Source organism: Paenibacillus sophorae (genome assembly GCF_018966525.1).
GTDB classification, from domain to species: Bacteria; Bacillota; Bacilli; order Paenibacillales; family Paenibacillaceae; genus Paenibacillus_AQ; species Paenibacillus_AQ sophorae.
In genome coordinates this window covers 1364996-1391308 of the sequence record NZ_CP076607.1, presented here as the reverse complement: position 1 = coordinate 1391308, position 26313 = coordinate 1364996, and the positions used below count along the sequence as shown (strand labels likewise).

18 protein-coding genes, 1 pseudogene and 1 riboswitch are annotated in these 26313 nt (G+C 54.2%); of the genes and pseudogenes, 6 read left to right on the top strand and 13 right to left on the bottom strand.

Annotated elements, in window-relative coordinates; genetic code table 11:
* Positions 1-85: 85 nt before the first annotated feature.
* Positions 86-185: riboswitch (purine riboswitch) on the bottom strand.
* 292 nt (positions 186-477) lie between these two features.
* The 4 genes and pseudogenes from KP014_RS06585 to KP014_RS06570 form a co-directional block, all read right to left on the bottom strand.
* Positions 478-657, bottom strand: a pseudogene (locus KP014_RS06585) (GMP synthase (glutamine-hydrolyzing)); the annotation flags it as partial.
* Positions 658-899: 242 nt separating this feature from the next.
* Positions 900-1181: a GH36 C-terminal domain-containing protein gene (locus tag KP014_RS06580; RefSeq protein WP_036600213.1), complete on the bottom strand. Its 282-nt coding sequence runs from the start codon at positions 1179-1181 to the stop codon at positions 900-902.
* Positions 1178-1714, bottom strand: coding sequence for a glycoside hydrolase family 36 N-terminal domain-containing protein (locus KP014_RS06575; protein ID WP_036600214.1), 537 nt, complete (start codon positions 1712-1714; stop codon positions 1178-1180). Before KP014_RS06575 ends, KP014_RS06580 begins: the two co-directional genes overlap by 4 nt.
* 96 nt (positions 1715-1810) lie before the next feature.
* A complete protein-coding gene (locus KP014_RS06570) occupies positions 1811-3745 on the bottom strand; it encodes a sugar MFS transporter (protein ID WP_090834430.1) in 1935 nt (644 codons plus the stop codon).
* Positions 3746-3922: 177 nt separating this feature from the next.
* Here KP014_RS06570 and KP014_RS06565 point away from each other — a divergent pair, with 177 nt between their 5' ends.
* Entirely contained in the window at positions 3923-4771 is an 849-nt protein-coding gene (locus KP014_RS06565) for an AraC family transcriptional regulator (protein WP_036600215.1), read from the top strand.
* A 120-nt stretch (positions 4772-4891) separates the two neighbouring features.
* On the opposite strand, the gene guaA is transcribed toward KP014_RS06565, so the two are convergent.
* The 4 genes from guaA to KP014_RS06545 all read right to left on the bottom strand — a co-directional run bounded on the left by guaA (position 4892) and on the right by KP014_RS06545 (position 12663).
* Complete coding sequence (guaA, locus tag KP014_RS06560) at positions 4892-6430, bottom strand: glutamine-hydrolyzing GMP synthase (protein ID WP_036600216.1); 1539 nt, start codon at positions 6428-6430, stop codon at positions 4892-4894.
* A 711-nt stretch (positions 6431-7141) separates the two neighbouring features.
* On the bottom strand, positions 7142-9754 hold the full coding sequence (locus tag KP014_RS06555) for a transglutaminase-like domain-containing protein (RefSeq protein ID WP_175491894.1): 2613 nt from the start codon (positions 9752-9754) through the stop codon (positions 7142-7144).
* Positions 9723-11132, bottom strand: coding sequence for a DUF58 domain-containing protein (locus KP014_RS06550; protein WP_090834432.1), 1410 nt, complete (start codon positions 11130-11132; stop codon positions 9723-9725). Before KP014_RS06550 ends, KP014_RS06555 begins: the two co-directional genes overlap by 32 nt.
* Positions 11133-11229: 97 nt before the next feature.
* Positions 11230-12663 carry a polysaccharide deacetylase family protein gene (locus KP014_RS06545; protein ID WP_246590653.1) on the bottom strand — a complete coding sequence of 478 codons (1434 nt, stop codon included), beginning with the start codon at positions 12661-12663 and terminating at the stop codon, positions 11230-11232.
* A gap of 169 nt (positions 12664-12832) precedes the next feature.
* Between KP014_RS06545 and KP014_RS06540 the strand changes: the two genes are divergently transcribed.
* Positions 12833-13483, top strand: a complete 651-nt coding sequence (locus tag KP014_RS06540; protein WP_036605140.1) for a DedA family protein — start codon at positions 12833-12835, stop codon at positions 13481-13483.
* Here KP014_RS06540 and KP014_RS06535 read toward each other — a convergent pair.
* On the bottom strand, positions 13458-14741 hold the full coding sequence (locus KP014_RS06535) for an MFS transporter (RefSeq protein ID WP_051500709.1): 1284 nt from the start codon (positions 14739-14741) through the stop codon (positions 13458-13460). The genes KP014_RS06540 and KP014_RS06535 overlap by 26 nt on opposite strands.
* A gap of 173 nt (positions 14742-14914) precedes the next feature.
* Here KP014_RS06535 and KP014_RS06530 point away from each other — a divergent pair, with 173 nt between their 5' ends.
* Complete coding sequence (locus KP014_RS06530) at positions 14915-15853, top strand: helix-turn-helix transcriptional regulator (RefSeq protein ID WP_036605141.1); 939 nt, start codon at positions 14915-14917, stop codon at positions 15851-15853.
* A gap of 67 nt (positions 15854-15920) precedes the next feature.
* Positions 15921-16208, top strand: a complete 288-nt coding sequence (locus KP014_RS06525; protein ID WP_063619567.1) for a zinc ribbon domain-containing protein — start codon at positions 15921-15923, stop codon at positions 16206-16208.
* Positions 16209-16329: 121 nt separating this feature from the next.
* Here KP014_RS06525 and KP014_RS06520 read toward each other — a convergent pair whose 3' ends face one another.
* Positions 16330-20607 carry a 2-hydroxyacyl-CoA dehydratase gene (locus tag KP014_RS06520; protein ID WP_090834434.1) on the bottom strand — a complete coding sequence of 1426 codons (4278 nt, stop codon included), beginning with the start codon at positions 20605-20607 and terminating at the stop codon, positions 16330-16332.
* A gap of 129 nt (positions 20608-20736) precedes the next feature.
* A complete protein-coding gene (gene bcp, locus KP014_RS06515; RefSeq protein ID WP_036603300.1) occupies positions 20737-21204 on the bottom strand; it encodes a thioredoxin-dependent thiol peroxidase in 468 nt (155 codons plus the stop codon).
* A 133-nt stretch (positions 21205-21337) separates the two neighbouring features.
* On the opposite strand from bcp, the gene KP014_RS06510 reads away from it, so the two are divergent.
* Both KP014_RS06510 and KP014_RS06505 read left to right on the top strand, forming a co-directional pair.
* Positions 21338-22378 carry an LCP family protein gene (locus KP014_RS06510; RefSeq protein ID WP_090834435.1) on the top strand — a complete coding sequence of 347 codons (1041 nt, stop codon included), beginning with the start codon at positions 21338-21340 and terminating at the stop codon, positions 22376-22378.
* A gap of 193 nt (positions 22379-22571) precedes the next feature.
* Positions 22572-23888: a glutamate-1-semialdehyde 2,1-aminomutase gene (locus KP014_RS06505; RefSeq protein ID WP_090834436.1), complete on the top strand. Its 1317-nt coding sequence runs from the start codon at positions 22572-22574 to the stop codon at positions 23886-23888.
* Positions 23889-24196: 308 nt separating this feature from the next.
* Here KP014_RS06505 and def read toward each other — a convergent pair whose 3' ends face one another.
* Together def and KP014_RS06495 are read right to left on the bottom strand one after the other, a co-directional pair.
* Positions 24197-24763: a peptide deformylase gene (def, locus tag KP014_RS06500; RefSeq protein WP_036592894.1), complete on the bottom strand. Its 567-nt coding sequence runs from the start codon at positions 24761-24763 to the stop codon at positions 24197-24199.
* Between the two features lie 104 nt (positions 24764-24867).
* The gene (locus KP014_RS06495; protein ID WP_036592890.1) at positions 24868-26145 is read right to left on the bottom strand and encodes a stalk domain-containing protein; all 1278 of its coding nucleotides are present in this window, start codon (positions 26143-26145) and stop codon (positions 24868-24870) included.
* Between the last annotated feature and the right edge of the window lie 168 nt (positions 26146-26313).

Below are 26313 nucleotides of genomic sequence, written 5' to 3'. Positions count from 1 at the left end.
GCATTAAAAAGCCGGAGCCCTCACGGACGCCGGCCTGAAAAAGAGCTCTCCCCGAAGCGTTCGGCAAGGGGCCGTATCTTCAAGTGGGACAGCTTTCTTAGATCGTAGCCAGGTCATTACGGTGACCTCGTAGAAACTCCCGGGCCAATTCCCGAGATTATACGAATACTCATGCTGCTAATGCTTTCTCATTTTAGGTGGACATGACATGGGTTGTCAATGACGAAAACGAACAATCTTTGTCATGTTTTGGTCATTGTTTACTGCCTTCTTCAGCGCAATTGGCAGGATTCGCGCTCTTTCTGCCCAGTTTATTGACGGACTTTTTAAACATATTGGTAAGAAAAGGAGGCGAATCAAGAAAAAAGGCCAAGGATAAGCGCGAAGCTTATACATTCTTATATTTGCAAAAAATATATGCAAAAAAGCCTGCCAGCCCTTGGATCCCAAGGGCAGACAGGCTCAGCTTTTCTATTCCTACTCAATCGTCGCCGGCGGCTTGGAAGTGATGTCATAGACGACGCGGTTGACGTTCTCGACCTCGTTAACGATCCGCACGGAAATTTTCTCCAGTACATCCCACGGAATAAGGGCCCAGCCCGCGGTCATGCCGTCGATGGACGTTACGGCGCGGATGCCCACGGTGTAGGAATAAGTTGATGCAATAGAGTAAATTACTATTTTACCGCCAGTTTTTTGATACGGTTTTGTAAAATAGCCGGAATACACAGAATATATGAACTCTACGGAAAATACGGACGACAAATATAAAAAAACTGTAACGAAAATTTAAAATAAAAAATTAAGAATAAATCAGGTATGATAGTTGTCTCTTTGAGAAAAGGTGTTCGAAAATATATAACTTGGCAAGAATTCTTTATTGCTTTTAATAATCAAATCTATTTTTGTTTTAAATGCCAAACATGACTAGTGAAATCTGTTTGCACGGTATATACCGAGACTGCTGGAATGAAACGACCAATATTCATCAGTTCATCTCCTCCAAACTGGTTCCCATCAGAATCTAAATAAACCGCAGTTTCATCAAGTCCAGCAAATTTAATTACTGAGATTGATTTTGAAGCTTTTGCAAGAACCTCAAAATAGAATATCAAAGTTTCTTTCTTGTCTTTAGATACAAAACTCCAAGCTGTGGCGTTTCCTTCAAAAGGTGACTTCAAGCGATAAAAATCGCCATAAAGAATGAGTTCTTGATGATTTTCGTAAATTCAAAATCTTGGGCAGGAAAGTCAAGACTTAAACTGGCGATTTTCTCAATCTGAACGGCAGATTCACCAGTATTTTCAACTTTGACGCTACGCGTAATCACCGGCAAACTTTCAAAAATCGTGTAGTTCAATGTCAAACTAAGTTTTGAAAAATCATCCTTTAAAACAATACTCAAAGTTTCAGATTGATACTCATCGGTTTCATAAGTGGAAGGCAACTCAGAAAGTTCTGGTTTCCCTTCATTAATGACATAAGAATCAAACTTGAAATTCGTTACAGTTGAACCATCTTGATGACGAATAGCGATTGCAGGGTTACGATAATCTGCTTCATTCACACCAGGGTACTCACGAAGAACGTCATTTAAGGAAAAATCAATCGTTGTGGCACCAGGCAAGTTTGGTGAGAACGACGAACGAGTTGCCTTTGGAAACTTCCGCAGATTGTTGTAATTCTTGACTTCTTTCCCATAATAAAGTTGCAATAAGTGTCCTTCATACACATCAAAGATATAGCTGATTTCTTCGTTGTGGAGGTGGAAGGTTTGGGTTGCTTCATTAAAATTCGATAAGTTTCATAATCATATCCCACTAATTTTTTTTTCTAAGGTCAAAACAATATCATTTTTTGTAACTTCACGCTTATTTTCGATTTCAAATTCAGATAAATTATCAGAATTCGTGATTACCGCAATAACAGTATCATCTAATCCAGCTTTCTTAATGGCTGGAGACCAGAATTCAATTAGAAGCTCCCCTTGTGAAACACGTTGCCCTGGTTCGAAATAATTGATAAAACCAGTTCCATTCATCTTAACTGTTCCAATCCCAATATGAATCAATGTTGCAATTTTATTTTCGGAGACAAGACCGACAGTATGACGCGTTGAGAATGTTGCCTCAATTACGCCATCAAATGGCGCGTAAACTCTCCCATCACTTGGTTTAATTGCGAACCCTCTCCCCATTGATCCAGTCGAAAATACTGCATCTGAAACTTGTTCAAGGGGAATCACTTCACCAGCGACTGGGGCATAATAAGATAGTTCAGCTTTGGAATTCGGTTGACTTCCAGTTGACTCACTTTCATCATCACGATCAAAGTCCTTTGCCCATGTTCTCTCAAGCTCGTCAACGATTGAAGCATGCATTTTTTCATCGAGTTTCACTTTTTGGAAAAAGACAAGTGCACCAACTAAAATGAATACTGCCGGGACACCAAGCATAGCGAATTTAAAGATAAAACGGCCGTGGTTCGTGATAGTTGCAGCTGTGGCTCCTGCTGTCATACTGGCTGCTACAGCCGTGACACCAACAACTAAGTTTGAAATCGCTCCTGCAAGCTTATCCAACAATGGGCGAACAGATAAAGTCAGCGATTCATCGCGATGTCCTGATTTTAATTGACCATATTCTACTGAGTCAGTAATAGTCATCAAAGCCACTAAAAAGATTAGTGGTTGTGGAATGAAAAATAACTCCGCTGCGACAAGCACTAGAATAAGAGAGCTGTTCGCAAGACTGAATACCACTAAGGCTATCAACATTAAGGCAATGGCTACTAGAAATACATTTCGGCGGTTCCATTTCTTCGCCAATGTGGGAAAAATCGAAATGGCAGCTAAGCCAACGATTGTATTTAATACTGCCAAAATTGAAAATTTCGATGCATCTCCTAAAATAAATGTGAAGTAGTAAAGTTCAAATGAGTTTGTTAAAGACATACCAATGGCATAAAGACCATACGCTAACGATAACCACATAAGCTGATCGTTGTGCATAAGAACGTGAAAAACTCCTTTAAAAGTTGTTGCTTCCTTGTTCTTTCGCAAATCAGAATCTACTTCTTTTGTCCCTAATCCAACTACGACTGCTGATAGAGCTGCTGCACAACCAATAATCAGCGCAAACCAGAACCATCCACGAGAATCACCTGTTCCATGATTGGCATTGAGTGAGAACAGTAGCACTAAAGGCATGACCACAATACCAATTGTTCCTCCACCAATATTTGACCCGATTCGAGCAAATGTGGCTGTTTTTTCCCGTTCACGTGAATCAAATGACAATGCAGGAATCATAGACCAAAATGCAATATCTTTGAAACTGTATAGAATATCCATCATAATATATAGAATGGCAAACAAGATAAGATAGAGCATTGGGTTGCTTTTCGTCAGTCCGCCAAAATCTGTGAATAATATGACTAAAGCCGCTGGTCCTAAGACACCACCCACTACAACCCAAGGTTTGAATTTCCCCCAACGCGTATGGGTGTTGTCAATGGCATTCCCAATAAATGGATCAATGGCTAATTCTACAAACCGTAAGCAGAAAATAATAAGTGTAATAAATCCAATCATTTTCGCATCCTGCGCCTTATTTCCACTGTTAAACAAGTGGGTTGTCACAAACATAATGAAATATGTACTGAGTAATCCAAACAGCAAGTCATTCCCAAAAGCACCAAAGCTGTAAGACAACCGTGAAACGATGTTTCCTTTTGAATTTTCCATACTAAGAATCTCCTTTTCATTTATCCGATTTCTTTACAATTAAATAGTAAAGGTAACGCTTTCAATTTAGAATGGAATAAATTGTGTTAAATCCTACATTTTTTTAGATGATTCCGAATTTCGAGTAAAACTAAAGTATAATTTTATTTGGAAGATTTGAGTAAAGGAGGCTTAACGATGAACATACGGAAATATTGGGATGTATTTATTAAGGAAGATTATTTTTCTGATTTCTATTTTTTTAATGTAGGTCATGAAATTTGTGCGCCACTGCACTATGGTCCAACCATAAGGGAAAATTATGTTGTGCATTACATAGTATCAGGAGAGGGAATCTTTGAAGGAAATGGAGGAAAGAAGCATTTAAAAAAAGGAAATTTTTTTGTTATTCGTCCCAACGAGGTGAATTTCTATCAAGCAGATGAAACAAATCCATGGGAATATTACTGGCTTGGGTTTAACGGAAGTCGAGTACCGGAATTGTTGTTATGCAATGGCATCAATGACCATGATTCAGTTGGAACAGTTTCACCCGATAATGAGTTACAGAAACTATTCGAAAGAATGATGAAAATGGATTTATTTGATATGAAGGAAAAAATGAGTGTACAGGCATTGTTTTATACGATTTTTGCTCATTTCAAAATCGAAAAGAACTATTATCTGCTCAATTCAACGAATATAAAGCAGAAAAAATATAGTGAATTATTTTTACTTTTTGTTCACAATAATTATTCGCGCCTCGACCTTTCGATTCAGGAAATCGCTGAGTCAATAAACCTTACTCCAGCTTATCTCAGTCAGGTTATTAAAGAAGAAATAGGTGTTTCCCCTGTTCAATATTTAAAAACTCATCGCCTGCAACAAGCAAGTATTCTACTGAATACCAGTGAAAAAACCGTTTATGAAATTGCTGAGGAAGTAGGATATTCAAATGTGGACTCCTTTTCGAGAGCATTTAAAAATGAGTTTGGCGTCTCACCGACAAATTTCCAGAAAAACAAACAGAATTTGATTTTTTACTAATACGCTCTCGTTCTCATCTTAAGATTTCTAAATGAGAAAACCCCCATCAAGAAAATTTCTTGGTGGGGGTTTTGGTGGGGTTGTTAAATCAATGTTCACGCTTCAATTTATGTTACCAGGTTACTCCCACTCAATCGTTGCAGGCGGTTTGGAAGTAATGTCATACACGATCCGGTTAACGTTGTCTACTTCGTTAACGATACGGACGGAGATTTTCTCCAGCACATCCCAAGGGATACGCGCCCAGTCAGCAGTCATACCGTCGATGGACGTAACGGCGCGAATACCTACTGTGTAGGAGTACGTCCGGGCGTCACCCATGACTCCCACACTCTTCATGTTCGGCAGCGCGGTGAAGTACTGCCAGATTTCACTTTCAAGACCCGCCTTGGCGATTTCCTCTCGGAGGATGTAATCCGAATCGCGGACGATCGTCAGCTTGTCCTCTGTCACTTCGCCCAGCACGCGGATGGCAAGGCCCGGTCCCGGGAACGGCTGGCGCCATACGATGGCATGCGGCAGGCCAAGCTCCTCGCCAACCTTCCGCACCTCGTCCTTGAACAGCGTGTTCAACGGCTCGATCAGGCTGAACTTCATATCCTCCGGCAGTCCGCCGACGTTATGATGCGATTTGATCGTCTGCGCCGTTGCGGTTCCACTCTCCACGATATCCGTGTACAGCGTTCCCTGTGCAAGGAAATCGAAATCGCCGAGCTTGGCCGATTCCTCATCGAAGCAGTAGATAAATTCGTTGCCGATAATCTTGCGCTTCTGCTCGGGATCGTCTACACCGGCCAGTTTGCCGAGGAAACGGTCACGGGCGTCGATTTTGACGACGTGAATATCGAATTTGCCGACGAACGTCTCCATGACACTCTCGGCTTCACCTTTGCGCAGCAGACCGTGGTCGATGAACATACAGGTCAGTTGGTCGCCAATGGCGCGGTGAATCAGCATGGCGACAACGGAAGAATCGACGCCGCCGCTCAGGGCGCACAGCACCTTCTTGTCACCGACCCTGCCGCGGATATCATTTATAGCGTCCTCGATAAAGGATTCCATCGTCCAATTGCCTTCACAGCCGCAGACTTCATACAAGAAATTGGAGATCATCTCGTTGCCGTGTATGGAGTGGCGCACTTCGGGATGGAACTGCACCGCATACAGCTTCCGCTCTTCGTGGCTCATCGCCGCAATCGGCGCGCTTTCGGTACCAGCATCGAGTTTGAAGCCTTCCGGAAGCAGAGATACATGGTCGCCGTGGCTCATCCATACGGTCTGGCTGCCCTCCAGGCCTTTGACCAGCGTGGCGCCGGCTTCAAAATTCAGATCCGCCTTGCCGTATTCCCGCTTCGAGGCGCGTTCGACCTTGCCGCTGAGCTGATGAGCCATCAGCTGCATGCCGTAACAGATGCCGAAAATCGGCAGTCCAAGATCATAAATCGCCGGATCGACATGCGGAGCATCCTCGGCGTAAACGCTCATCGGACCGCCGGAGAAAACGATGCCCTTAGGCGAAAGCTCCTTGATCCGGTCGATCGGCGTATTGTACGGCAGAAGCTCGCTGTATACCCCTAAATCCCGAATTCTGCGCGCGATTAATTGGTTATATTGTCCACCGAAATCGAGAACAACGATAATTTCATTTGGCTTGTTCATTACTTGCCTCCCTTGATTGTTGGATTCATTATACGAGAACGTAATTCGCACCGTCAAGGAAAGGCGGACAGGCTGCGAAGTAATCGCTTACGGATGCTTTTACGGAAAGTTTTCACAGATGCATAATGTGCTTTCGCAATCGAAAATATAGCTTCGGCTGACCCGTATAAGGGAGTTAATATATTGAAGTCAATTATTTCGCGAGCGCTTCCCCCCGGGGGATATAAATTCGAGATGGACCCGAAGGCGCCATTTGGGACAGCCAAACGTTGAACTTTATTATTGCAGGCATAGGCTATGGCCTCCGTGGCGCCGGTGACACCAAGGGGACCCAGGTCAGGTTAGTTGTGATTTTTAGTTCTGCGTCTTGTAAAAACTACTAAAGTGCAGGTTTTTCCAGCGAATGCGTATGTCAGCAGGGAAATCCTACAATTGTGCAGGAATTTTAAGGCTGTACCGGCTGCATATGAGGTTGAACGGGTAAAAAACTGTATTTTATCGGGCATATTGTGCAGTGGCGACTTCAAGGCGACAAAAGATGTACAATTTCAGGCTTTGCAAGCAACTGCCCTGGGATCTACTGCGAAGATTGGCGGCGGGAACTGCCGGCAAAGGCAATTTCCGATGCAAAAGTCGCCTTAGCGGCTTGAATCGAAGTTTGCATAATGCCGATAGTTCAAGCGAGAGGCGGCCGTCCGGACAGCCGCCTCATTAGCTCAAATAGAAAGCGATTCGCAGGCAATCGCGCAGGAATGCCCTTGTGCTCGAGCGATCCGGCGTCTCCGGGAATCCGTAAGCCTCTGACGGCGGGGCAGGTTCCGGTAAGGCCGCCGGAATGGCGAAGCCGCCGGATGAGCGGCGAATGTCCTGCGGGAAGCTGCGCGCAGGGCCGGAGTCCGGCAAGCGGCCGCCAGCCGGAGTGTGGGCCGGCCCGGAGACGCCGGGCTGACGCCGCCCAAGCGGATCGGGACCGGCCCTGCGCAGATCAGGACCGCCCGCGCCGCCGTACGCCAGCGCCTCCCAGCGGCGGACGAACCGCCGGACCGCTGCGCGCAGTCCGGCATCGTTAATGGGCAGGGACGCGGCATACTCCCTGCCCGTCATCCCCGGCGGGGGCGGGCCGTAGCGCGCGGCCAGCACCCGCCAGACCAGGGACGCGGCCTGCAGCAGCCGCTCCCTGCGCATGGCGCTGCGCCCGAGGCGCAGCAGCGCCAGGCTCCGCCGCCAGCGCCACGCGGCGGCGGCAAGCAGCGCCGCCGCGGCTGCGGGCGGCGCCAGAGCCTGTCCGCCCCCGGGAACCGGGGCGGACGGCATTCCCGCGCCGGCAGCGGCAGGCGCGGGGCCCTCCGGCGGCGCGGGCACAGCCGCCGGGGGGCTGTCCGGCAGCGCGGAGCCCGCTGCCGAGGCCGGCGTCGGGTCGAAGGGGACCCAGCCCGCGCCGGCAAAATACACCTCGACCCAGGCATGGGCGTCGCCCTGGGTCACAATATACCGCTGCGGCCCGGGGCCCGCTTCCTGCCTGCCCGGGGCATAGCCCTGGACATACCGGGCCGGAATACCGGAGCTGCGCAGCAGGACGGCCATCGCGGAGGCGAAATGGACGCAGTACCCCTTCTTTTCCGTGAACAGAAAATCGTCGACAAAGTCGGCCCCTTCCGGCGGTACTCGCGTATCCAGCGTATAAGGGTACGTTTCTTGCAAATAATCTCGGACAGCCAAGGCTGCGTCGTACCGGCTGCCTGCGGAGTCCGTAAGGCTCGCGGCCAGCGTACGGACCCGCTGGGGCAGGGAGGGCGGCAGTTCCAGGCCCGTTGCAGTAATCTGCGGAGGGTCGCTGCCCGCCAGCTTCCGCAGCACGGCGGGATCGCTCTCGGGCAGCAGCGAGTCCACTGTATATTCGGTCACTTTGGAGGAGCCTACCAGGTCGGGCAGAGCGAAGCTGCCCTTCTCCCCGCCTGCCAGAATATAGCCGAGCCGGCTTCCGTCCAGCTGTCTGACATCCGAGACGGATAACACCTTACCGGCGCCAAACACGGGAATGCCGCCCACGGACGGAGACGCAAAACGAAACCGCTGACGAAGAACACGCCCGTCCGCCGTCTTGGCATCCCCGGAAGAAAGGACGGTCAGACTTAGCGGCGAGGGTTGAGCAGCCGCTTGCGTCCAGCGGCGCCCGTCATACCGGTCCAGGCTTTCTCCGCGCAAGTAAGTAGAACGGGAGCTTTCTACCGTGAAGACCGGGTCATTGCTCCGGGTGAGCGGCCCGCCAAGCTCGCCGCCAGAGCCGTATCCCGTGATCCCTGCGGTCCCCGTGGTTCCCACTATCTCGGCTGCCTGGCTGCGCAGTCCGTCGAATGCCCAGTCCCGCAGCTGCTGGGCAGCCGACTTCAGCGGCTGAACCCGGTCCGGCTGTCCGGCGGGCAGCTCTGCTCCGATCCAGGCCGCCACCGTTAGACTCCCCGCCAGCAGGCAAGCAGCGCCGGCCCATCGGAGGAACGGGATGGGGCCCGCGACGCCGGCCCTTTCCAGCAGGCGCGGCAGGCCGCTCATTCCTTGCATCCACGCAATAAGCGCTCCCGCTAGTATCATGTCGGCCGTCGTATCGCTTCCGAGGCCCTTATCCAGAATCAACAGATAGACCAGCGTCACTGACGTGAACAGCATTGTGCTCCCCCTGAACAGCGCAAGATGCTGCACCGATGAGACGAGCATGCTCCAGCCTGCCAGCAGCAGGAGAAGGCGGCTCGCGGCGCTCATTTCAGCGATTTTGCCGGAAAGGAGAAGGAGGGCGTCATGCCCCATAGTCTGGAGAAGACCTGCAGGCCAAGCCGCTCCCGCGGACGACGAGCATAGATAGAACCATGACAGCGCAAAAATGGCCAGTTGGACCGGAAGCGTACGCCAGGGAGATGCCCGAAACACCCCGGCGATAAGCAGCGCCGCGGCCATTAACGCCAGAACTCCCAGCAGCCTCTCCGTCTCCGCCCCCAAATCCATCCGGTACAGCGGATGCAGCCAGTCCGCGAACAATCCGAACAGGGACAGGGAGAACAGAGCCCGGTAGCTCAAAGACACTTCGTTTGGATGGCAGCCTGCTCCGTATTCTTCAGCGGGGCGGAGCGGAACAGAGCGGTTCCCGGCCCCAGTCCCGCCGGATTGCCGCTGCCAGAATCCGGGCGTGAACGCCGAGTCGGGGGCGCTGCGCTGCCTTGCGCCGCCCAGGTGGCTCCGCTTTGCTTCATCCGTTCCGGACGTTATCCCAGATGAGGCTGCGGAGGAGAAAGCAGACGGCTTAACGCGCCGACGGCTTGCGGGATAATTCATCCGCTGTCCCCTCCCTGCCCTCGTGGGGCAGCGCATGCTCAAGGCAGTACAGTCCCGCCCCCAGACGGCCCAGACTGCCGCAGATCGTCGCAGCGGGCGCGGAAAGTGCAGAGACAGCCGTGTGCTGCCCATTCAACTTCCGCATGCGTTCAGGGACTGCGGAGAATCGGCCGCCCGCCTCTTCGTACAAAGCGGCTTGCTTAGCGCTTCGAACAGAAGCCGCCCTGTCCCATACATAATACAGATCCACCTTGATCCCCTGGGCGAGCAGCCGGGAGATTGTCAATGCGGCTTCCCGGTCCGGGCGGCCGGTGATCACCGCAATGCCCATGCCTGGAATACACTGCCGGGAGGCGTCTTCCAACAGCCTTGCCAGCGTGCGCGTTCCATCCGGCGCCACATCGGCAAGCGTATCCAGCACTCTGGCCGGGATGATGCCCATTCCTTCGTATCTCGCCATTCCTTCCGGCCAGCCGCCGGTGAACAATTGGGCGTAGGAGCCTGCGCGTTCCGCAGCAAGCAGCAGACCCAAGGCCGCTGAGACGGCCAGCTCGAAGGCCGGAGTTCCCGGCAAAGAGCTCCCCCGGGGAGGGAGCGATTCCCACGGCGTCTCATAGGATGCGGGGCAGTTGTCCAGGACGACGCAGAACATGCGCCCTTTTTCCCTCTCGGGAACGCGGCTTTGCAAGGAGCCGCGGCGGGCCGTATTTTTCCAATCTACCCGGTTCATGGGATCTCCCGGCTGATAATTTCGGATATCCGACTCTTCCTCCGCTCCCTTCCGCCTCCGACTCATGGCTGAGGCTACCCCTGGTCCGGCGCCGGAATCGGCGTAGATCTCCCCGCAATACAGCGGAGCCGGCAGCACTTTGAACTCCCGGTTCCCCTCGGGAGCGCTTGTTCCGGTAAACCAACCCGGCAAATCTCCCCAGCTGACGCGGCAGGAACGCAGCTGCTGGCGGCCCCGCGGCAGCCGTTCCAGACTGTAGGTGTATTGAAATGTACGCCGGAATCCGGGGAACAGCAGCAGACGATGATCCCCGCAGGTCCAATGCTCCTCAATCATCATCCAGGGAATCGGCAGACGGCAGCGGAAACTGAGATCAACCTTTACCAGCACGCTATTCCCCGCCGTCGGCTGAATCGGAGAGAGCGTCCGGACGAGCTCAAATTTACTAGGGCCGAGCACCTGCAGCAAGAGCCCGCCAAGCATGACCAGCCCGATAAATATCAGGAGAAACAGCAGAGCAGAGCCGCCAAGCCAGCCATACAGCCCTGCGATGATGCCCATTGCGGCCAGCGCCCGCGCCCATTGACTGGGCAGATTCGGATTCGGAGAAACAGCAGGGCTGTCGGGCCTGCGGATTGGTTTGATCAATGGACATCCTTCCTTTTTCTTGGGGATTTTTCAATATTATTCCCATGAAAAGGAAAAGACAGACCTTACGATAATCCTGGTATCCGTGTGTGTGGCTTTAGGATGCTTTTACCCTCCGTTCTTCCGGAACCGATGTTGCTCCGAGCAGGCGATGTCCTGCGGACTCAAGCAAATCCCTCAGTGGCAGCCAGATGGCGCCGCCTCTAAGAGTGACCTCCGAGGCAATTGCCCCCCGGTCCCCGCCCCCTGCGGTAAAGGCGAGTCCGCCGCCATCCGTGTCCGCTGTTATTGTCCGCCCATTCAGCACCGCCAGGCCGCTGTGAGTGCCGATATCCCAGTTCACCTGTCCGCCAAGCCGCTCGACTACGGCCCGCAGCGGGACGATATACTGGCCGTTCTCAATCCGGTATTCGCCCGGCTGCAGCGAAGCTTGGAGCATTCCCGCTACCACCGCAAGCGGTTTTCCGGGCGCAAACAACGCGGCATTCGGGGTTATATTGGCGGCGATCCATGCTTCATCAGGCTTTGTTCGCTTCGCGGCACCCTTACCCGGATGAGCCTTGAACTGAACCGGCTCACTGCTGCCGTCCAGCGTCTTGAAGACATAACCCGCAGCTTTATACTTTTTAATAATTTCCGGCAGCGCCTTTGCGCTTTCCTGATGTCCCGCTCCGTCATGAAGCAGCAGGACGACTCTGGAAGACTTGGTATTCTGAACCGAGTTCTTCAGTATTTCCGAGGCCGGCACTCCCCTCCGCACCGAATCGCCGCTGTCCACCGTCCAGTCCGTAGCCAGATAGCCCGCTTGCTTCATCAGATGGAAGTAGGTATCATCAAAATGTCCGGCTGTTCCGCCGGGAGCGCGGACAAGCTGGGGCCGTGCTCCGGTAATCTGGCGGATGATTTCTTCCGTTTTTTTGATTTGACTCCAGAAATGTGTAAATCCGCTGTATAAATCTTTATAATTATGATCATAGGTATGATTGCCGATGGCATTCCCCTGTTCCCAAATCGCGTTAATCAGCTCAGGACGGGTTTCCGCCTGGTCTCCAATCACAAAGAACGTCGCCTTGACCTGCTCCCGCCGCAGAATCTCAAGCACTTTGGGGGTAACGGCGCTGGGACCGTCGTCGAAAGTGAGATAGACAATCTTTTGCACGGCACTTTTTCTGGAGGCCGCCGGAGCGGCTTCAGTCATGCTTACGGCCGCCCCAGAGATTCGTGATCCCGATGCCCGGTCGGCCGGAGAAGCCGGCGGCAGGCCGACGAACGGCACCGGTTGGCTGCTACCGCGCACCGGCAAGCCAGGATGTGCTTGTCCGTTCAGAGCACCGGAGATTGCCAAATGAGGCGATGCGCCGTCCCTTCCTTCGGCGGCTCCGCCGCTGTCAGCGGCCTGAAGCGTCCCGGATGATTTTCCGAAAGGGGAAAGCCCTGCTTCACGGTAAATCAGAGCGGCCATGAGGACCGCGGCGGCAAGCACAAGCCGGACAGCCGTACGGCGGCTGATTCCGCGCTTTTTCCGAATCATATTCTCTACCTCCAGCATTCTATTGGCTGCTACAGCCTTCTGTTGGATTATATGAGGACAAGCCGCGAATTAGACATGGCCTCCCGCTGATGAAACAGCCGGTGCCGGAAGTAAGAATATGCAAACTTAAAGCGGCGTATGCCCATCTTTTTGGAGAGTGACATCAACTATGGAAATGCTGAATTGGATACAGGAATTATTCGGGAAGTATGGGTATAACGTGCTGTTCTTCGGGCTGCTGCTGGAATTTATCGCATTGCCCTTTCCCGGGGAGACGACAATGGCTTTCGCCGGATACCTGTCCTATACGGGGCGGCTCGACTTTATGATATTGATTATCGTCGCGTTCTTCGGAACGACAATCGGGATGACTATCACGTATTTCATCGGCCTCAAAGCCGGAATGCCGTTTATTCAGCGGTATGGCCGGTGGTTTTTGTTCTCTCCCGCCAAGCTTGAAAAAACGCAGCTCTGGTTCGAGCGGTACGGCAGCGGTCTGATTACGATCGGGTATTTCATCCCCGGCGTGCGCCATTTTACCGGTTATTTCTCCGGCATTATCGCTCTTCCTTTCCGCAAGTTCGCCCTCTACGCCTATGGAGGCGCGCTGTTCTGGGTCATTCTGTTTCTCGGGATCGGCCGGCTGTTCGGACCCCAGTGGACCGCTGTATTCCATCTGTTTGAGGCTTACGCTCCATGGATCGTGCTGGCCGCCGTCCTGCTGGCCGCGATGATTCTCGTCTACCGCTTCCGTTTCAGCCGCAGACCCAAAGCTCTACGCGTAATGGGCACGGTTAAGGAGTCCTCGAAAGAACGCTGACCTTCCTGCCTCGTCTGTCCTTCATCCATGCGTACGCCCCCAGCACAACGGCAATTGCGGCAAAACAGACACCTCCCGCAAGCCCCATCAAGCGGGGCTCCATTCTGGTTAGCAGATAACCGGCCAGCAGCATGGACAAGCCGAGCACCATACTGCCCGCCGCCGTCATCAGCCCGAACAGAAGAGGCTGCCACCTGGCGGGCGTCTCCCGCATGAGCAGCGTATCGAGAGAGGCGGACACGATCCCCGACGCCAGAGACGCAAGAACATACAATCCGCAGACTGCCGCAAAGCTCCCTGCCGCGCTGATGCCGATGTGAAGCAGCCCTTCCAGCAGCAGCCCTCCCAGCGCCGCCGCCAGCAAGTTCCGCTTAACCAGACGCCCGGTCCAAAAGCTCAATGTGAGCCCGGCGCCGAGCGATGCGTAAAAAACCCCCACACCAATATCTCCCGCGTTAAATACGCGAATGGCATACACACTGATCAGCACATTGTCGAGTCCGCTCACAAGCGAGACGAGCAGTTCATAACCCAGCACAATTTGCAAGCACACGCTTCCGGCAATGAGAGCGGGCAAGCTTTTGGGGCTTGAGGAGCGCTCCCCTGCCCCGGCTTTCGCCGCCATGTCCGTCCCGTGAAGCCCCTCGTCTTCATCTCCCAGCCCTTCCGGCGGGGTATGGGGGAATGAAATCCCCGAAAGGATGAGCGCCGCTGCCAGGAAGGAGACGGCATTCAGAACGAATGCGGTCTGCGGACCGAACCAGTGGGAGACGAAGCCGCCCGTCAAAGCGCCCAGAATGAGCACGCAGCCGGTCAGCATCTGCTCCATGCCGTTAGTCCTCAGCAGAGCGTCCCGCCGTGCAAGGAGCGGTATGGATGATTTCCGCACCGGGGCATAAATCGCCTCTCCCGCCGCCAGCATAAAGCTGCCGACATACAGCAGCCACAGCCGGTCCTCCCCCGTAACCCACAAAAAAGACAAGGCGAACGGAATCCGCGCGATATCGGTCGCCATCATAACCGTCTTGCGCGGCAGCTTCCCGCCCAGAAAGCCGCCCAGCGGCGCGAGCGCCAAATACGGAATGAGCTTAACCCCGAGCGACAGGCCGACGGCCATGCCCGATCCGGTAAGCTGGAAAATCAGCGACAGCATGGCAACCTGGCTGAAACGATCCCCGATCCCGTTGATGATTCCGGCGGCAAACAATCGGTAATAACCGGCGCTTATGCCGTCCTTGGCGGTGCTTTGGTGTGTCATGACGTTCATCCTCACTATTATTGAATTAAATAAATATCTAATTAGATATTAATCGAATGCAAAGAGAATGGCAATCCCTCTCCTTTCCGGAATTCGGAAAAAAGAATAAGATATAACTAACTGGCTGTTCACGGAAAACCCGTTTCATATATGCCGAAAGGAGATCCGTACCGATGAAAATAGATCGTCTGCTGTCCATCGTCATCGTGCTCCTGGGCCGCCGGCTCGTTCAGGCGAAAGAGCTTGCCGACATGTTCGAGGTGTCGGTGCGAACCATTTACCGCGATATCGAAACGCTAAGCCTAGCCGGAATTCCGGTGGTCACCTATCAGGGCGGAGGCGGAGGCATCGGGTTAATCGAAGGCTACCGGCTCGACCGGAATGTGCTTACCGACCATGAGCTGGCGCAAATCTTTTCCGCTCTGCGAAGCCTCTCCCCCTATACGGGCGATCACGAGCGATTGATGGAGAAGATCAGCAGCGTTGTTCCGCCTTCGCGTTCGCAGCAGTTCCGCAGCATAGCGTCACAGCAAGTTGTCGACCTCACCCCGTGGGGGCTTCCGGGAGCATCCGAACAGAAGCTTGCTCTGCTCAAGGAGGCGCTGGAAGAGAGCGTAACCGTCTCTTTTGCTTATGTCAGCGCCGAAGGGACGGCAACGGTCCGGTGTGTGGAGCCGTATACTCTTGTCATGAAGGGCCAATCCTGGTACTTGTACGGCTACTGCAGGCTGCGGGAGGATTTCCGGCTGTTCAAGCTGCACCGGATGAAGGATCTCGTTAAGGGGACTACGGTTTTCACCAGGCTCGAGCTTTCGCTTAGGGATTTGCCATGGAATGACTATCCGGGAGATCGTGAAACCTTGACCGAAGTAATCCTTCATTTCTCTGCCAAAAACAAGCGTATCGCGGAGGAGCGTTTCGACTGCTCCGAGCTTCAGGCTGACGGCAGCGGCGGCTATACCGTCTCCCTGAACTATCCCGTCGACGAATGGCTGTACGGCTTTCTGCTCAGCTTCGGGTCTGCTGCCGAGGTGCTGGAGCCGCAGAATGTAAGACAGCGGCTTGGCGAGCTGGCGGCGGCCATTGCCTGCAAATACAGCCCGGCAACTTGACAGTAAGCTGTCCAGTTCCCCGGCTTATACTGTATCTGTAAAAACATTTGCGGGAGAGTGATTGAAAATGGAACATCACATGGAACACAACGGACCGTTCTGCCAAAGCTGCGGAATGCCGGTGGCGGAGAAAGATCTGCTGGGGACGGACCGGGAAGGCATTAAGACAGAGGAATATTGCAAATATTGTTATGAAGACGGCGAGTTTAAGCAGCCTGACATTACCCTCCAGGGGATGATTGATCTCTGCGCCGGTTACCTTGTGCAGCAGGGCATGGATGAGGCCGAAGCCAAGGGAATGCTCGCTCAGACGCTGCCACTGCTTAAGCGCTGGAGAGAAGAGAGCGTCTCCTAATACAAGTCAAAGGGACACATCCCGGTTCAAAACAACCTGGGATGCGTCCCTTTTTTAATATCGGCTATGCTGTTATTCTGTTTCGAGAACTTTCCAAGCCGGCTGCCATCCCGCTTATTACCTAAGCCTGCACCGGCTTCAGCTTTGTCCCCGCTGTGGGCCCGGCAGACTCTTGAAAGAGCGCTCCGCCGCTCTCCAGCTCGTTTGCGATCGACATCATCAGCTTGATCCGGTTCGTCTGGTTCACCACGCTGACGCCCGCATCATAGTCGATGGCGGCAATATTGGCGCTCGGATACAGTTCTTTCAGCCCTTTCATCGTCCCGCGTCCGGTAATATGGTTCGGAAGGCAGGCGAATGGCTGGATGCAGACGATATTGTTCACTCCGTGATCAAGCAGTTCCATCATCTCGGCGGTCAGGAACCAGCCTTCGCCCATCTGGTTGCCCACCGACACGAGCCTTTCGGCTTTTTCGGCGAGACGGTAGATGTTCTTGTCTTTATGGGCGAGTCCCAGCTCATCAAGCGCCGCCGTGATCGGCTTGCGGTACATCTGTATATACGTAATGAGCAGCGGGTTGATCAGCCCGAGCGTCTTGCTCTTGCCGAACTGCTCCGCCCCGTAAATCGGATTGTACACACAGTAAAAGATAAAATCGAGAAAATCGGGCATTACAACTTCCCCGCCCTCGGCCTCGATCAGATCGACAAGCCGGTTGTTAGCGTCGGGATGAAACTTGATCAGAATCTCGCCGACCACGCCTACCCGCGGCTTAACCTCCGCCGTCACCGGCAGACGGCTGAAGCTTGACGCAATCTCGCGGGATAGCCGCTTATATTCACGGAACGAGAAGGAGGACAAGCTGTCCTTGCAGCGCTCCATCCCCTGGCGGAACAGGGCTTCGGCGCTTCCCGGAACCTTCTCGTAAGGTCTGAAGCGGTACAGCAGCCGCATTAGCAGGTCGCCGTAGCAGGCGGCGGCGAACATCCGGTTGATCATCTTGAACCCGATCCGGAAGCCCGGCTGGCTCTCAAGACCCGAGGCGTTCAGCGACAGAACCGGAATCTTTCCGAGCCCCGCATCCTTCAGCGCTTTGCGCAGCAGGGAAATATAATTCGTTGCCCGGCAGCCTCCGCCCGTCTGCGACATAATGACCGCCGTCCGGTCCGGATCGTAATCGCCGCTCTGCAGCGCCGACAGAATCTGGCCGATTGTCACAATCGCCGGGTAGCAGGCATCGTTGTTGACATACTTCAGCCCTTCCTCCGTCTCCTCGGGACCGGACTTCTCAAGCACCTTGAACCGGTAGCCGAAATCCTGGAACACCCGCTCGAACAGCTCGAAGTGAATCGGTGACATTTGCGGCGCCAGAATCGTATACGCCGACTTCATGTCCTTCGTAAAAGTCACTCTCTGCTCGTCTTCCCGGGCCGTACGAGGCGCGGCCTCTCCTTGCTCTCGCTCTCGCATCGCCGCGAGCAGCGAGCGCAGACGGATGCGGGCTGCACCCAGATTGCTGATCTCGTCGATCTTGATCAGCGTATACACCTTGCCCTTACGCTCCATAATTTCCTGCACCGCGTCGCAGGTGATCGCATCGATGCCGCAGCCGAACGAAGTGAGCTGCACCAGCTCAAGATCGCTGCGGGACGCCGCGAGCCGCGCGGCTCTGTATATGCGGGCGTGATAGGTCCACTGGTTCACGATGTTGATGTCGCTCTTTTCGCTCCCCAGATGGAAGACCGCATCCTCGGTAAGAACCGCCAGCCCCATGCCCGTGATGAGCTCCGCGATTCCGTGGTTGATTTCCGGGTCGGCATGGTACGGATGCCCGCAGAGCAGGATGCCCTTGGTTCCGCTCTCCTCAAGGAACGCCAGCGTCTCCTCGCCTTTTCGCCGCAAATCGCTCTTGGCGCGTTCCGCTTCCGCCAGACCGGCCTGTACGGCGGCAGCCATTTCCTCCTTCGGAATGTCCGGGAAGGTGCGCGCCAGGGCTTTGGTCAGCGCCGGAACGTCATCAAAGGTCAGGAACGGGCTGACGAGCGGGATTTCCTTTTCCTTGAGGCCGTCCATGTTGTTGCGGATGACCTCCGGATAAGAGGCGACGACCGGACAGTTAAAATGGTTGTCGGCTGCCTTATCCTCTTTCCTCTCGTACACGATGGCAGGGTAGAAAATAAAATCGACGCCCTGGCCAAGCAGGCTCTGCACATGCCCGTGAGCCATTTTGGCCGGATAGCAGACCGCTTCGGACGGAATGGTGTCCATTCCGCTTTCGTACAGCTTTTTGTCCGATTTCGGGGACAGCACCACCTTGTAGCGAAGCGCAGTAAAGAACTCGTGCCAGAACGGATAGTTCTCGAACAGGTTCATGGCGCGCGGCAGCCCGACAACACCCCGCTCCGCCTCCGCATCGGGCAAAGGCTCGTAATCAAAGAACCGGTCATATTTGTACTGCATCAGGTTCGGCAGCGTATTTTTTTCCTTCTTCCCTCCGGCGCCGCGCTCGCAGCGGTTGCCGGTCACATGGAAGCTGCGGTCCGGGAACCGGCTGATGGTCAGCGGGCAATTATTGCCGCAGCGTCCGCACCGGCCCTGGGTCACTTCGTAGGTAAAGCTCTCCAGTTCCTGCAGGCCGAGCAGCGTGCTGACGCCGCTCTCCGCGGCGTTCTCCCTGGCGAGCAGGGCGCAGCCGTAGGCTCCCATTACGCCGGCGATATCCGGGCGGACGACGGTTCTGCCCGTCAGCTGCTCAAATGCGCGCAGCACCGCTTCGTTGTAGAATGTGCCGCCCTGCACAATGATATGTTCTCCCAGTTCATCGAACCTGCGGATTTTGATCACCTTCTGCAGGGCGTTCTTGATGACGGAGTAGGCCAAACCGGCAGAAAGGCCGGACAGGGACGCCCCTTCCTTCTGCGCCTGCTTAACCTTGGAGTTCATGAACACGGTGCAGCGCGAGCCGAGATTGACAGGGTCCTTCGCCTGCAGCGCAGCCTCGGCGAACTCGGCGACGCCTAGGCCGAGCGCCGAGGCGAAGCTCTCCAGAAAAGATCCGCAGCCCGCCGAGCAGGCTTCGTTCAGCATGAGGCTGTCGATAGCGCCGCCCCGGATTTTGATGCATTTCATATCCTGGCCGCCGATATCGAGAATAAAATCGACTTTCGGCATAAATTTGGCGGCAGCCCTGTAATGGGCGACCGTCTCCACTTCGCCGCCGTCGGTCTTCAGCGCCGCTTTGATCAGCCCCTCGCCGTAGCCGGTCGAGTAGCAGCCGGCGATATGGCAGCCTTCCGGCAGCAGCCGGTATATTTCTTTCAGTGCATCGCTCACCGATTGCAGCGGATTCCCTTTATTGCTTCCGTAATATGTATACAGAATTTCATCGCTTGCGCCCGTTAGCACAAGCTTCGTTGTCGTTGAACCCGCATCAATGCCCAGGTAGCAGGGGCCGCGGTACGAGGACAGATCGGCCCGAACAGCCGCGGCTTCCGAATGGCGCCGCCGGAATTCCACAAGGTCGGCCTCCGACTCAAAGAGCGGCGGCAGTTCGCCGTCCTCGGAACGCTCGGACGCAAAATCGATGGCGGCGATCTGGTCCCGCCACTCCGCAAGCGGCGCGGCGGAGCTGCCGCCTTCGGATAACGCCGAGCCGATCGCCACGAAATACTGCGATCTCTCCGGAAACAGAATGTCTTCCTCCGCGAGCTCCAGCGTTTCTGCAAACCGGGCCCGAAGCTCAGACAAATAAGTCAGCGGGCCGCCCAGAAAAGCCACCCGGCCGCGGATCTTACGCCCGCAGGCCAGACCGGCGATCGTCTGATTAACGATGCTTTGGAAGATCGAGGCCGCCACATCCTCCCGGCGCGCCCCTTCGTTAAGCAGCGGCTGAATGTCGCTCTTGGCGAATACGCCGCAGCGGGAGGCGATGGGATAAATACGCTGATGATCCGCCGCGAGTCTGTCAAGTCCGGTGGGATCGGTCTGCAGCAGCGCTGCCATCTGATCGATGAAAGCGCCTGTCCCACCCGCGCAAGCATTGTTCATCCGCTGCTCAATGCCGCCTGTGAGGTAAATGATTTTGGCGTCCTCTCCTCCAAGCTCAATCGCGGTATCGCAGGAGGGAAGCAGTTCGCCGATCGCTTTTGTACAAGCGATAACCTCCTGAACGAAGGGCACGTTCCCCAGCTTGGACAGAGACAAGCCGGAAGAACCGCTTACCGCAAGCGCCGCCTCCCTATCCGGAAACAGGGTCATCACTTTATCGAGCAAAGAGAGAACCGCTTTTTTTATATCACTATAGTGCCTTACATAATCCTCATGAACTACCTGGTTCCGCTCCATGACAACCAACTTAGCCGTAGTCGATCCTACATCCAGTCCGATCTTCAGCTGCATCCTGCTATCACCACGCCTTATTGAAAATTTTAACTATAGGAAAAATATCACATAACAGACTTCTAAAAGCTGTTAAAAATGTAACAGTAAAAAATTTAACGGAACGCCTGGAACTTCAAAATACCCGATCTATTCCCTGTCAAGGGTTGCCGCAACCGCCTCCGCATGGCCCTTTACCCGCACCTTTTTCCAGATATCGGACACGATGCCCTGCTCATCGATCAGGAAGGTGGAACGCACAATGCCCATGAATTCCTTGCCGTACAGTTTCTTGAGCTGCCATACGCCATACTGCTCGCTTACCTTGTGGTCCTCGTCGGAGAGCAGCAGAAAGGGCAGTTCGTTCTTTGCGATAAACTTGGCGTGCGACTGGAGACTATCGGGGCTGACGCCCAGAATAACGGCTCCCTTGGCCGTGATCCGGTCATTGACGTCTCTAAATTCACAGGCTTCCTGGGTGCAGCCCGGCGTCATATTTTTCGGATAAAAATACAGCAGTACCTTGCGTCCTCTATATTGGCTTAAGGTTGCTTCGCTTCCGTCCGAGGCGGGCAGCGTAAAGTCCGGCGCTTCTTGTCCAATGGATAGTTCTTCCATGCTATTCATGCACTTCCTCTAATTTGATTTATGGCTCTTTCAGGCGTTATCCGGCCCGCGGGGTATACAATTGATTGTATCCATAAAAGAAATTATAATGTAGGGAATGCAAATGTGAAAGGAAGAGCGAGAAATGCCGCCAAGATCGAAACGACACGCCAAGAAGGGAAAATCCAAGAAACCTCTGGTTCGGGGCTTGATGATCATCCTTCTGCTCCTGGCCGGAGGAGCCGTATACTACTTCACTTCCATCTATCAAGGTCTTGACAGCATGCAAAAGCAGGGCGAAGATTCTCCATTCAAAAATGTGGAAACGGTAGACGCCAATACGCCCGATCCTCCGAAATGGGAGGGAACGGAGCCCGTTAATATCCTGCTGATGGGTGTGGATGCGCGCGGCGTGAAAAAAGGGGAAATCCCCCGCTCGGACACGATGCTGGTGGTCTCTCTCGATCCGGTAAAGAAGAAGGCTCACGTCTTCTCCATCCTCCGGGATACTTACGTATCGATTGAAGGTCATGACAAAAATCGCGTGAATACCGCCATTATCCACGGCCCCAATACTGCGATGAAGACTGTCGGCGATCTGCTCGGGATTCCGATTCAATATTACGTCTACACCGACTTTCAGGGCTTTATCAAGCTTATAGATGCGGTCGGCGGCATCGACTATACGGTCGAAAAGGACATGGTCTACAAGACCATAGCTGACGGCCCCGAGTACGATATCGATCTCAAACAAGGCTATCAGCACCTTGACGGAAGCAAGGCGCTCCAGTATGTGCGTTTTCGCCATGACGCCACCTCGGATTATACGCGCACGCAGCGTCAGCGCGCTTTCCTGAGCGCCGTTGCGGACAAGCTCAAGAGCACCACTTCGCTCGTTAAGCTTCCTGGTATTCTGTCGCAGGTCAGCCCCTATATCGACACGAATCTGTCAATCAACGATATGTGGAAGCTGGCTAACGTCGGTTATGGCAGCAGCGTGGCCGGCAGTGAACAGATCCCGCCGTCCAACCTGCTGGAAGAAAGAAATGCCGGCAAGCTTGGCTCCGTGCTTGACATCCGCGACCCGGACAGACTGAAAGAGTTCGTACAGGAGACGCTCAATAAGACTGAGCCGGCGCCAGCGGCTTCTCCATCCGCTTCGTCCACTGCCGCAACCGGACAGTAGATTTCCTTCGGAGCTGTACGCTTCGCTATGGCGGCGCAGCTTCGGAAAGAACGCATAAATCGTCATTTCACAGACAGCATAACAGGCATTGCCCCTAACGGGCGGACGGCGGATCGACGCCTTCCGCCCGTTGACGCGCGTGCACCCAAATATGAGCTCAGCAAGAACACTGAGCCGAAAGGATGACCCATTTATGAATCGTTCCACCTCAGAACAGCTGTACCAGGAAGCGCTCCAGCACATCGTCGGAGGCGTAAACAGCCCCTCCAGATCCTTCAAGGCGGTGGGCGGTGGAGCGCCCGTCTTCATGAAGCGCGCCGCCGGCGCCCATTTCTGGGACGAGGACGGCAACCGCTATATCGATTATCTCGCGGCCTTCGGCCCGGTAATCACCGGGTTCGCCCATCCGCATATTACCGCCGCCATTACGAAGGCCGCGGAGAACGGTGTGCTGTACGGAACCCCGACAGCGCTCGAAATTACTCTCGCCAAAATGATCAAGGAAGCCATTCCGTCGCTGGATAAAGTCCGGTTCGTCAATTCAGGCACCGAAGCCGTCATGTCGACAATCCGGGTCGCCCGGGCGTTCACCGGCCGGACCAAGATCATCAAGTTCGCCGGCTGCTACCACGGCCACTCCGATCTGGTGCTGGTCGCCGCGGGCTCCGGCCCGTCCACGCTGGGCATCCCGGACAGCGCCGGCATTCCGGTAAGCATCGCGCACGAAGTCATTACTGTGCCGTTCAACAATCTGGACGGGCTGCGCGAGGCGCTGAACAAATGGGGCGACGATGTCGCCGCCGTCATGGTCGAGCCAATCGTCGGGAACTTCGGCATGGTTATGCCGAAGCCCGGGTTCCTTGAAGGCATGTGCAAGCTGGCGCATGACAATGGCTCGCTCGTCATTTACGACGAGGTGATTACCAATTTCCGCTTCCATTACGGCGGCGCGCAGACATACGCCGGACTGGACAACCATGAACAGATCATCCCCGATCTGACGGCGATGGGGAAAATCTTCGGCGGCGGCCTGCCGATCGGCGCTTACGGGGGCCGCAAGGAAATTATGGATCAGGTCGCACCGCTTGGACCGGCTTATCAGGCCGGTACGATGGCGGGAAATCCCGCATCCATCTCGGCGGGCATCGCCTGCCTGGAAATTCTGCAAGGAGCAGGCGTATACGAGGAAATGGAGCGGCTGGCTATCCGCTTGACGGACGGGCTGGAAGAATCGGCGGACCGTCACGGCATTCCGCTGACGATCAACCGCATCCGCGGCGCCTTCTCCACCCATTTCTGCGATCATCCTGTCACCGACTACGATGAGGCTCAGGCTACCGACGGCGAAGCGTTCGCCAGCTTCTTCCGCCACATGCTGAACCGCGGCATCAATCTGGCGCCTTCGAAGTTTGAAGCGTGGTTCCTGACCACGGCCCACACCGACGAGGATATCGACGCCACGCTTGAAGCGGCGGAAGACTCCTTCCGCGCGATGAAGGAAGAAAGATAAGCTAACGCGAATCCAAGAATACACGCCGTTCAAAGACAGTCACTGTCGTCCTTGAACGGCGTTTTTGTGTGCGGCCCGGGCAGCCGGAAGCCAGCGACGCCGGTAAACGCTCACAAGGCTGGGACGGGCTGCAGCAGCAGCGGATGATTCGATGGCAATATCCTTTCCGCAGCCCCTTTTTTTCCTGTCGAATGAACGCACAAAAAAAGCGGCCGCCGCTCCGGTTACGCAAGCTGTAGCCGCCTTGATTCATAATGTACGCTTGTTTGCAGAAGATCATTCATTTCCAGATCATTTGTTTTTCAGTGTTATTCCCCGTCCCTGTCGTACAGACTGCGGATCGCCACGCCCTGCGGCAGCTTGAACGGATTCTCTTTATTGATCCGGTCGTAGAACATGATCCCGTTAAGATGGTCCATCTCATGCTGAATGATAATCGCCGTATAGCCCTTGAACCGAAGCTGGATCTCTTTGCCCGCCGCAAGATCATAAGCTTTTACCTTGACCGATTCATATCTCGGAACAAAGCCCTGAACCGGCCGGTCGACCGACAGGCAGCCTTCGCTATCCGGCAAATAGACCATCGCCAGAGAATGGCTGACGATTTTGGGATTGACCAGGGCATGCTCGATCAGTGTGCCGTGCTCATCCTGGGTAAACATGACGAACATCCGCTTGTTCAGCCCAATCTGATTGGCCGAGAGCCCTACTCCGGAGCGCAGCTTATACTTGGCCGCCGCCTCCTCATCCTGGCTATTCTTCAGGAACTGAAGCATGCACAGCAGCGTTTCGCGGTCTTCCTCCGTCAAAGGCAGCTTAACCGGTTCCGTGACGGTCCGAAGCGCCGGATGCCCTTCTCTTACAATATCATCCATCGTAATCACATAATCTTGCGTAAACCTTGCTTCAGACACCGTTTTCTCCACCTTCGCTTCACTTGATGAACTTTTAATACGCGCTTGCTTAATCATTAATATATTTAAGGATTGATAAAAGCGGTACGCAGCTGCGCGCTATATTCTACATCGAAGCCTAGGCCCGAGGCCAGAGCGCCCAGAGGCAAATACGTCTTGACTTCCTTTCCTGTCTTTTGTAAAAAAGCAGGGTTGTCTATCTCGATCTTTTGTCCGTTCACCTGTATCGTCTTGGAGCCGATTGTAATCACTACCGTCCGGCCGCCGTAAACAATCGTTGCGCTTGACGTCTTGTTGTCCCATTTGCCGCTTGCTTCCATCGCCTTCAATACATCCGCCAGCGCCAGGAAATTCTGTCCGCTGCGGACGATCGGCTTGTTAGGCGTATTCAGCTCCGTGCTGTTAACGACAATCGACATCGGCCGCTGTGAGGCGGAGGGGGTCAGGAAAGTGCTCGGCACACGGTAGCCGCCCCATACCATTTCGGCGAACACCTTGGCAATCGTCTCATAGCCAAGCTGGGTCGGATGGAAATCGGAATCGGCGATAATATGCGTCAGCGATCCCTCCTGGCCCGCAAACCGAGAGGCCGCATGAGCGACAAGCACGGGGGCGTCTGTGCGCGTTACGCTTCCGGCCAGACTGTCGACCGCCTGCGTAAAGCTTGCGGCAGCGCCCATCAGCTTCGGATAGTTCTGACCGGCATAAAGCTGCGGAACAGGCTGGTACTGATCGGCAATGATGATCGTCGCACTCGGATTAACCGCTCTTAAGTTCTCCAGCGCGGCGGTGACATTGGCCTTATAATCGGACAGCAGCTCTTGTACACGATCCTTTAGATCACTCTCCGACATATCTTTGGCCTCCAGCAGCAGACTGCTCACATCATTGCCGCCGATGGTGATCGTGATCAGCTTCGCGCCCGCAATGTCGGCCTTGGTCTGCGAGGCTTTTGCCGCAAACGAATCCAGACGGGGATCGGCAATGCCGGGCTGGATGCTGTCAGCCGTAATGGCCGTACCGTCCTTGATCGCCGCCGTATAATTTCGAAGTCCGGCCGTTGTCAGCCCCAGAAGCCCATAGTTGCCCAGCGTGGCGCGCTTGCCGTGAAACCAGGCCTGTTCCAGCAGACGTTCCGCGTAACCGTAAGGCTGGGAACTCAGATTCATGCCCGGCTCATAGCCGGCCGTGATGGAGTCCCCCAACGTCACGATACCAACAACATCCGGCTGCGCCGCTTCCGCAGCGGCTGCCGAAGCGCCCTGAACTCCCGGTCCCAGCAGCATGGTTACGAGCAGCAGGCAACTTATGGCGGCTGTCCATTTTTTCCGCAAGTCGATCATTATATCCCTCCAAGTCTACATGGGTTTTTCCATTTCTTACATTCTATCATCCAGATTCCTATAAAGGTAGACTTGGCCCCATCAGTCCAAATATGCCGCAAGCGGGCTTTGACTTCGCAGGAGAATTCGGATGCTTGCCGCAAACGCTTTATTATTTGGATTGAAGAT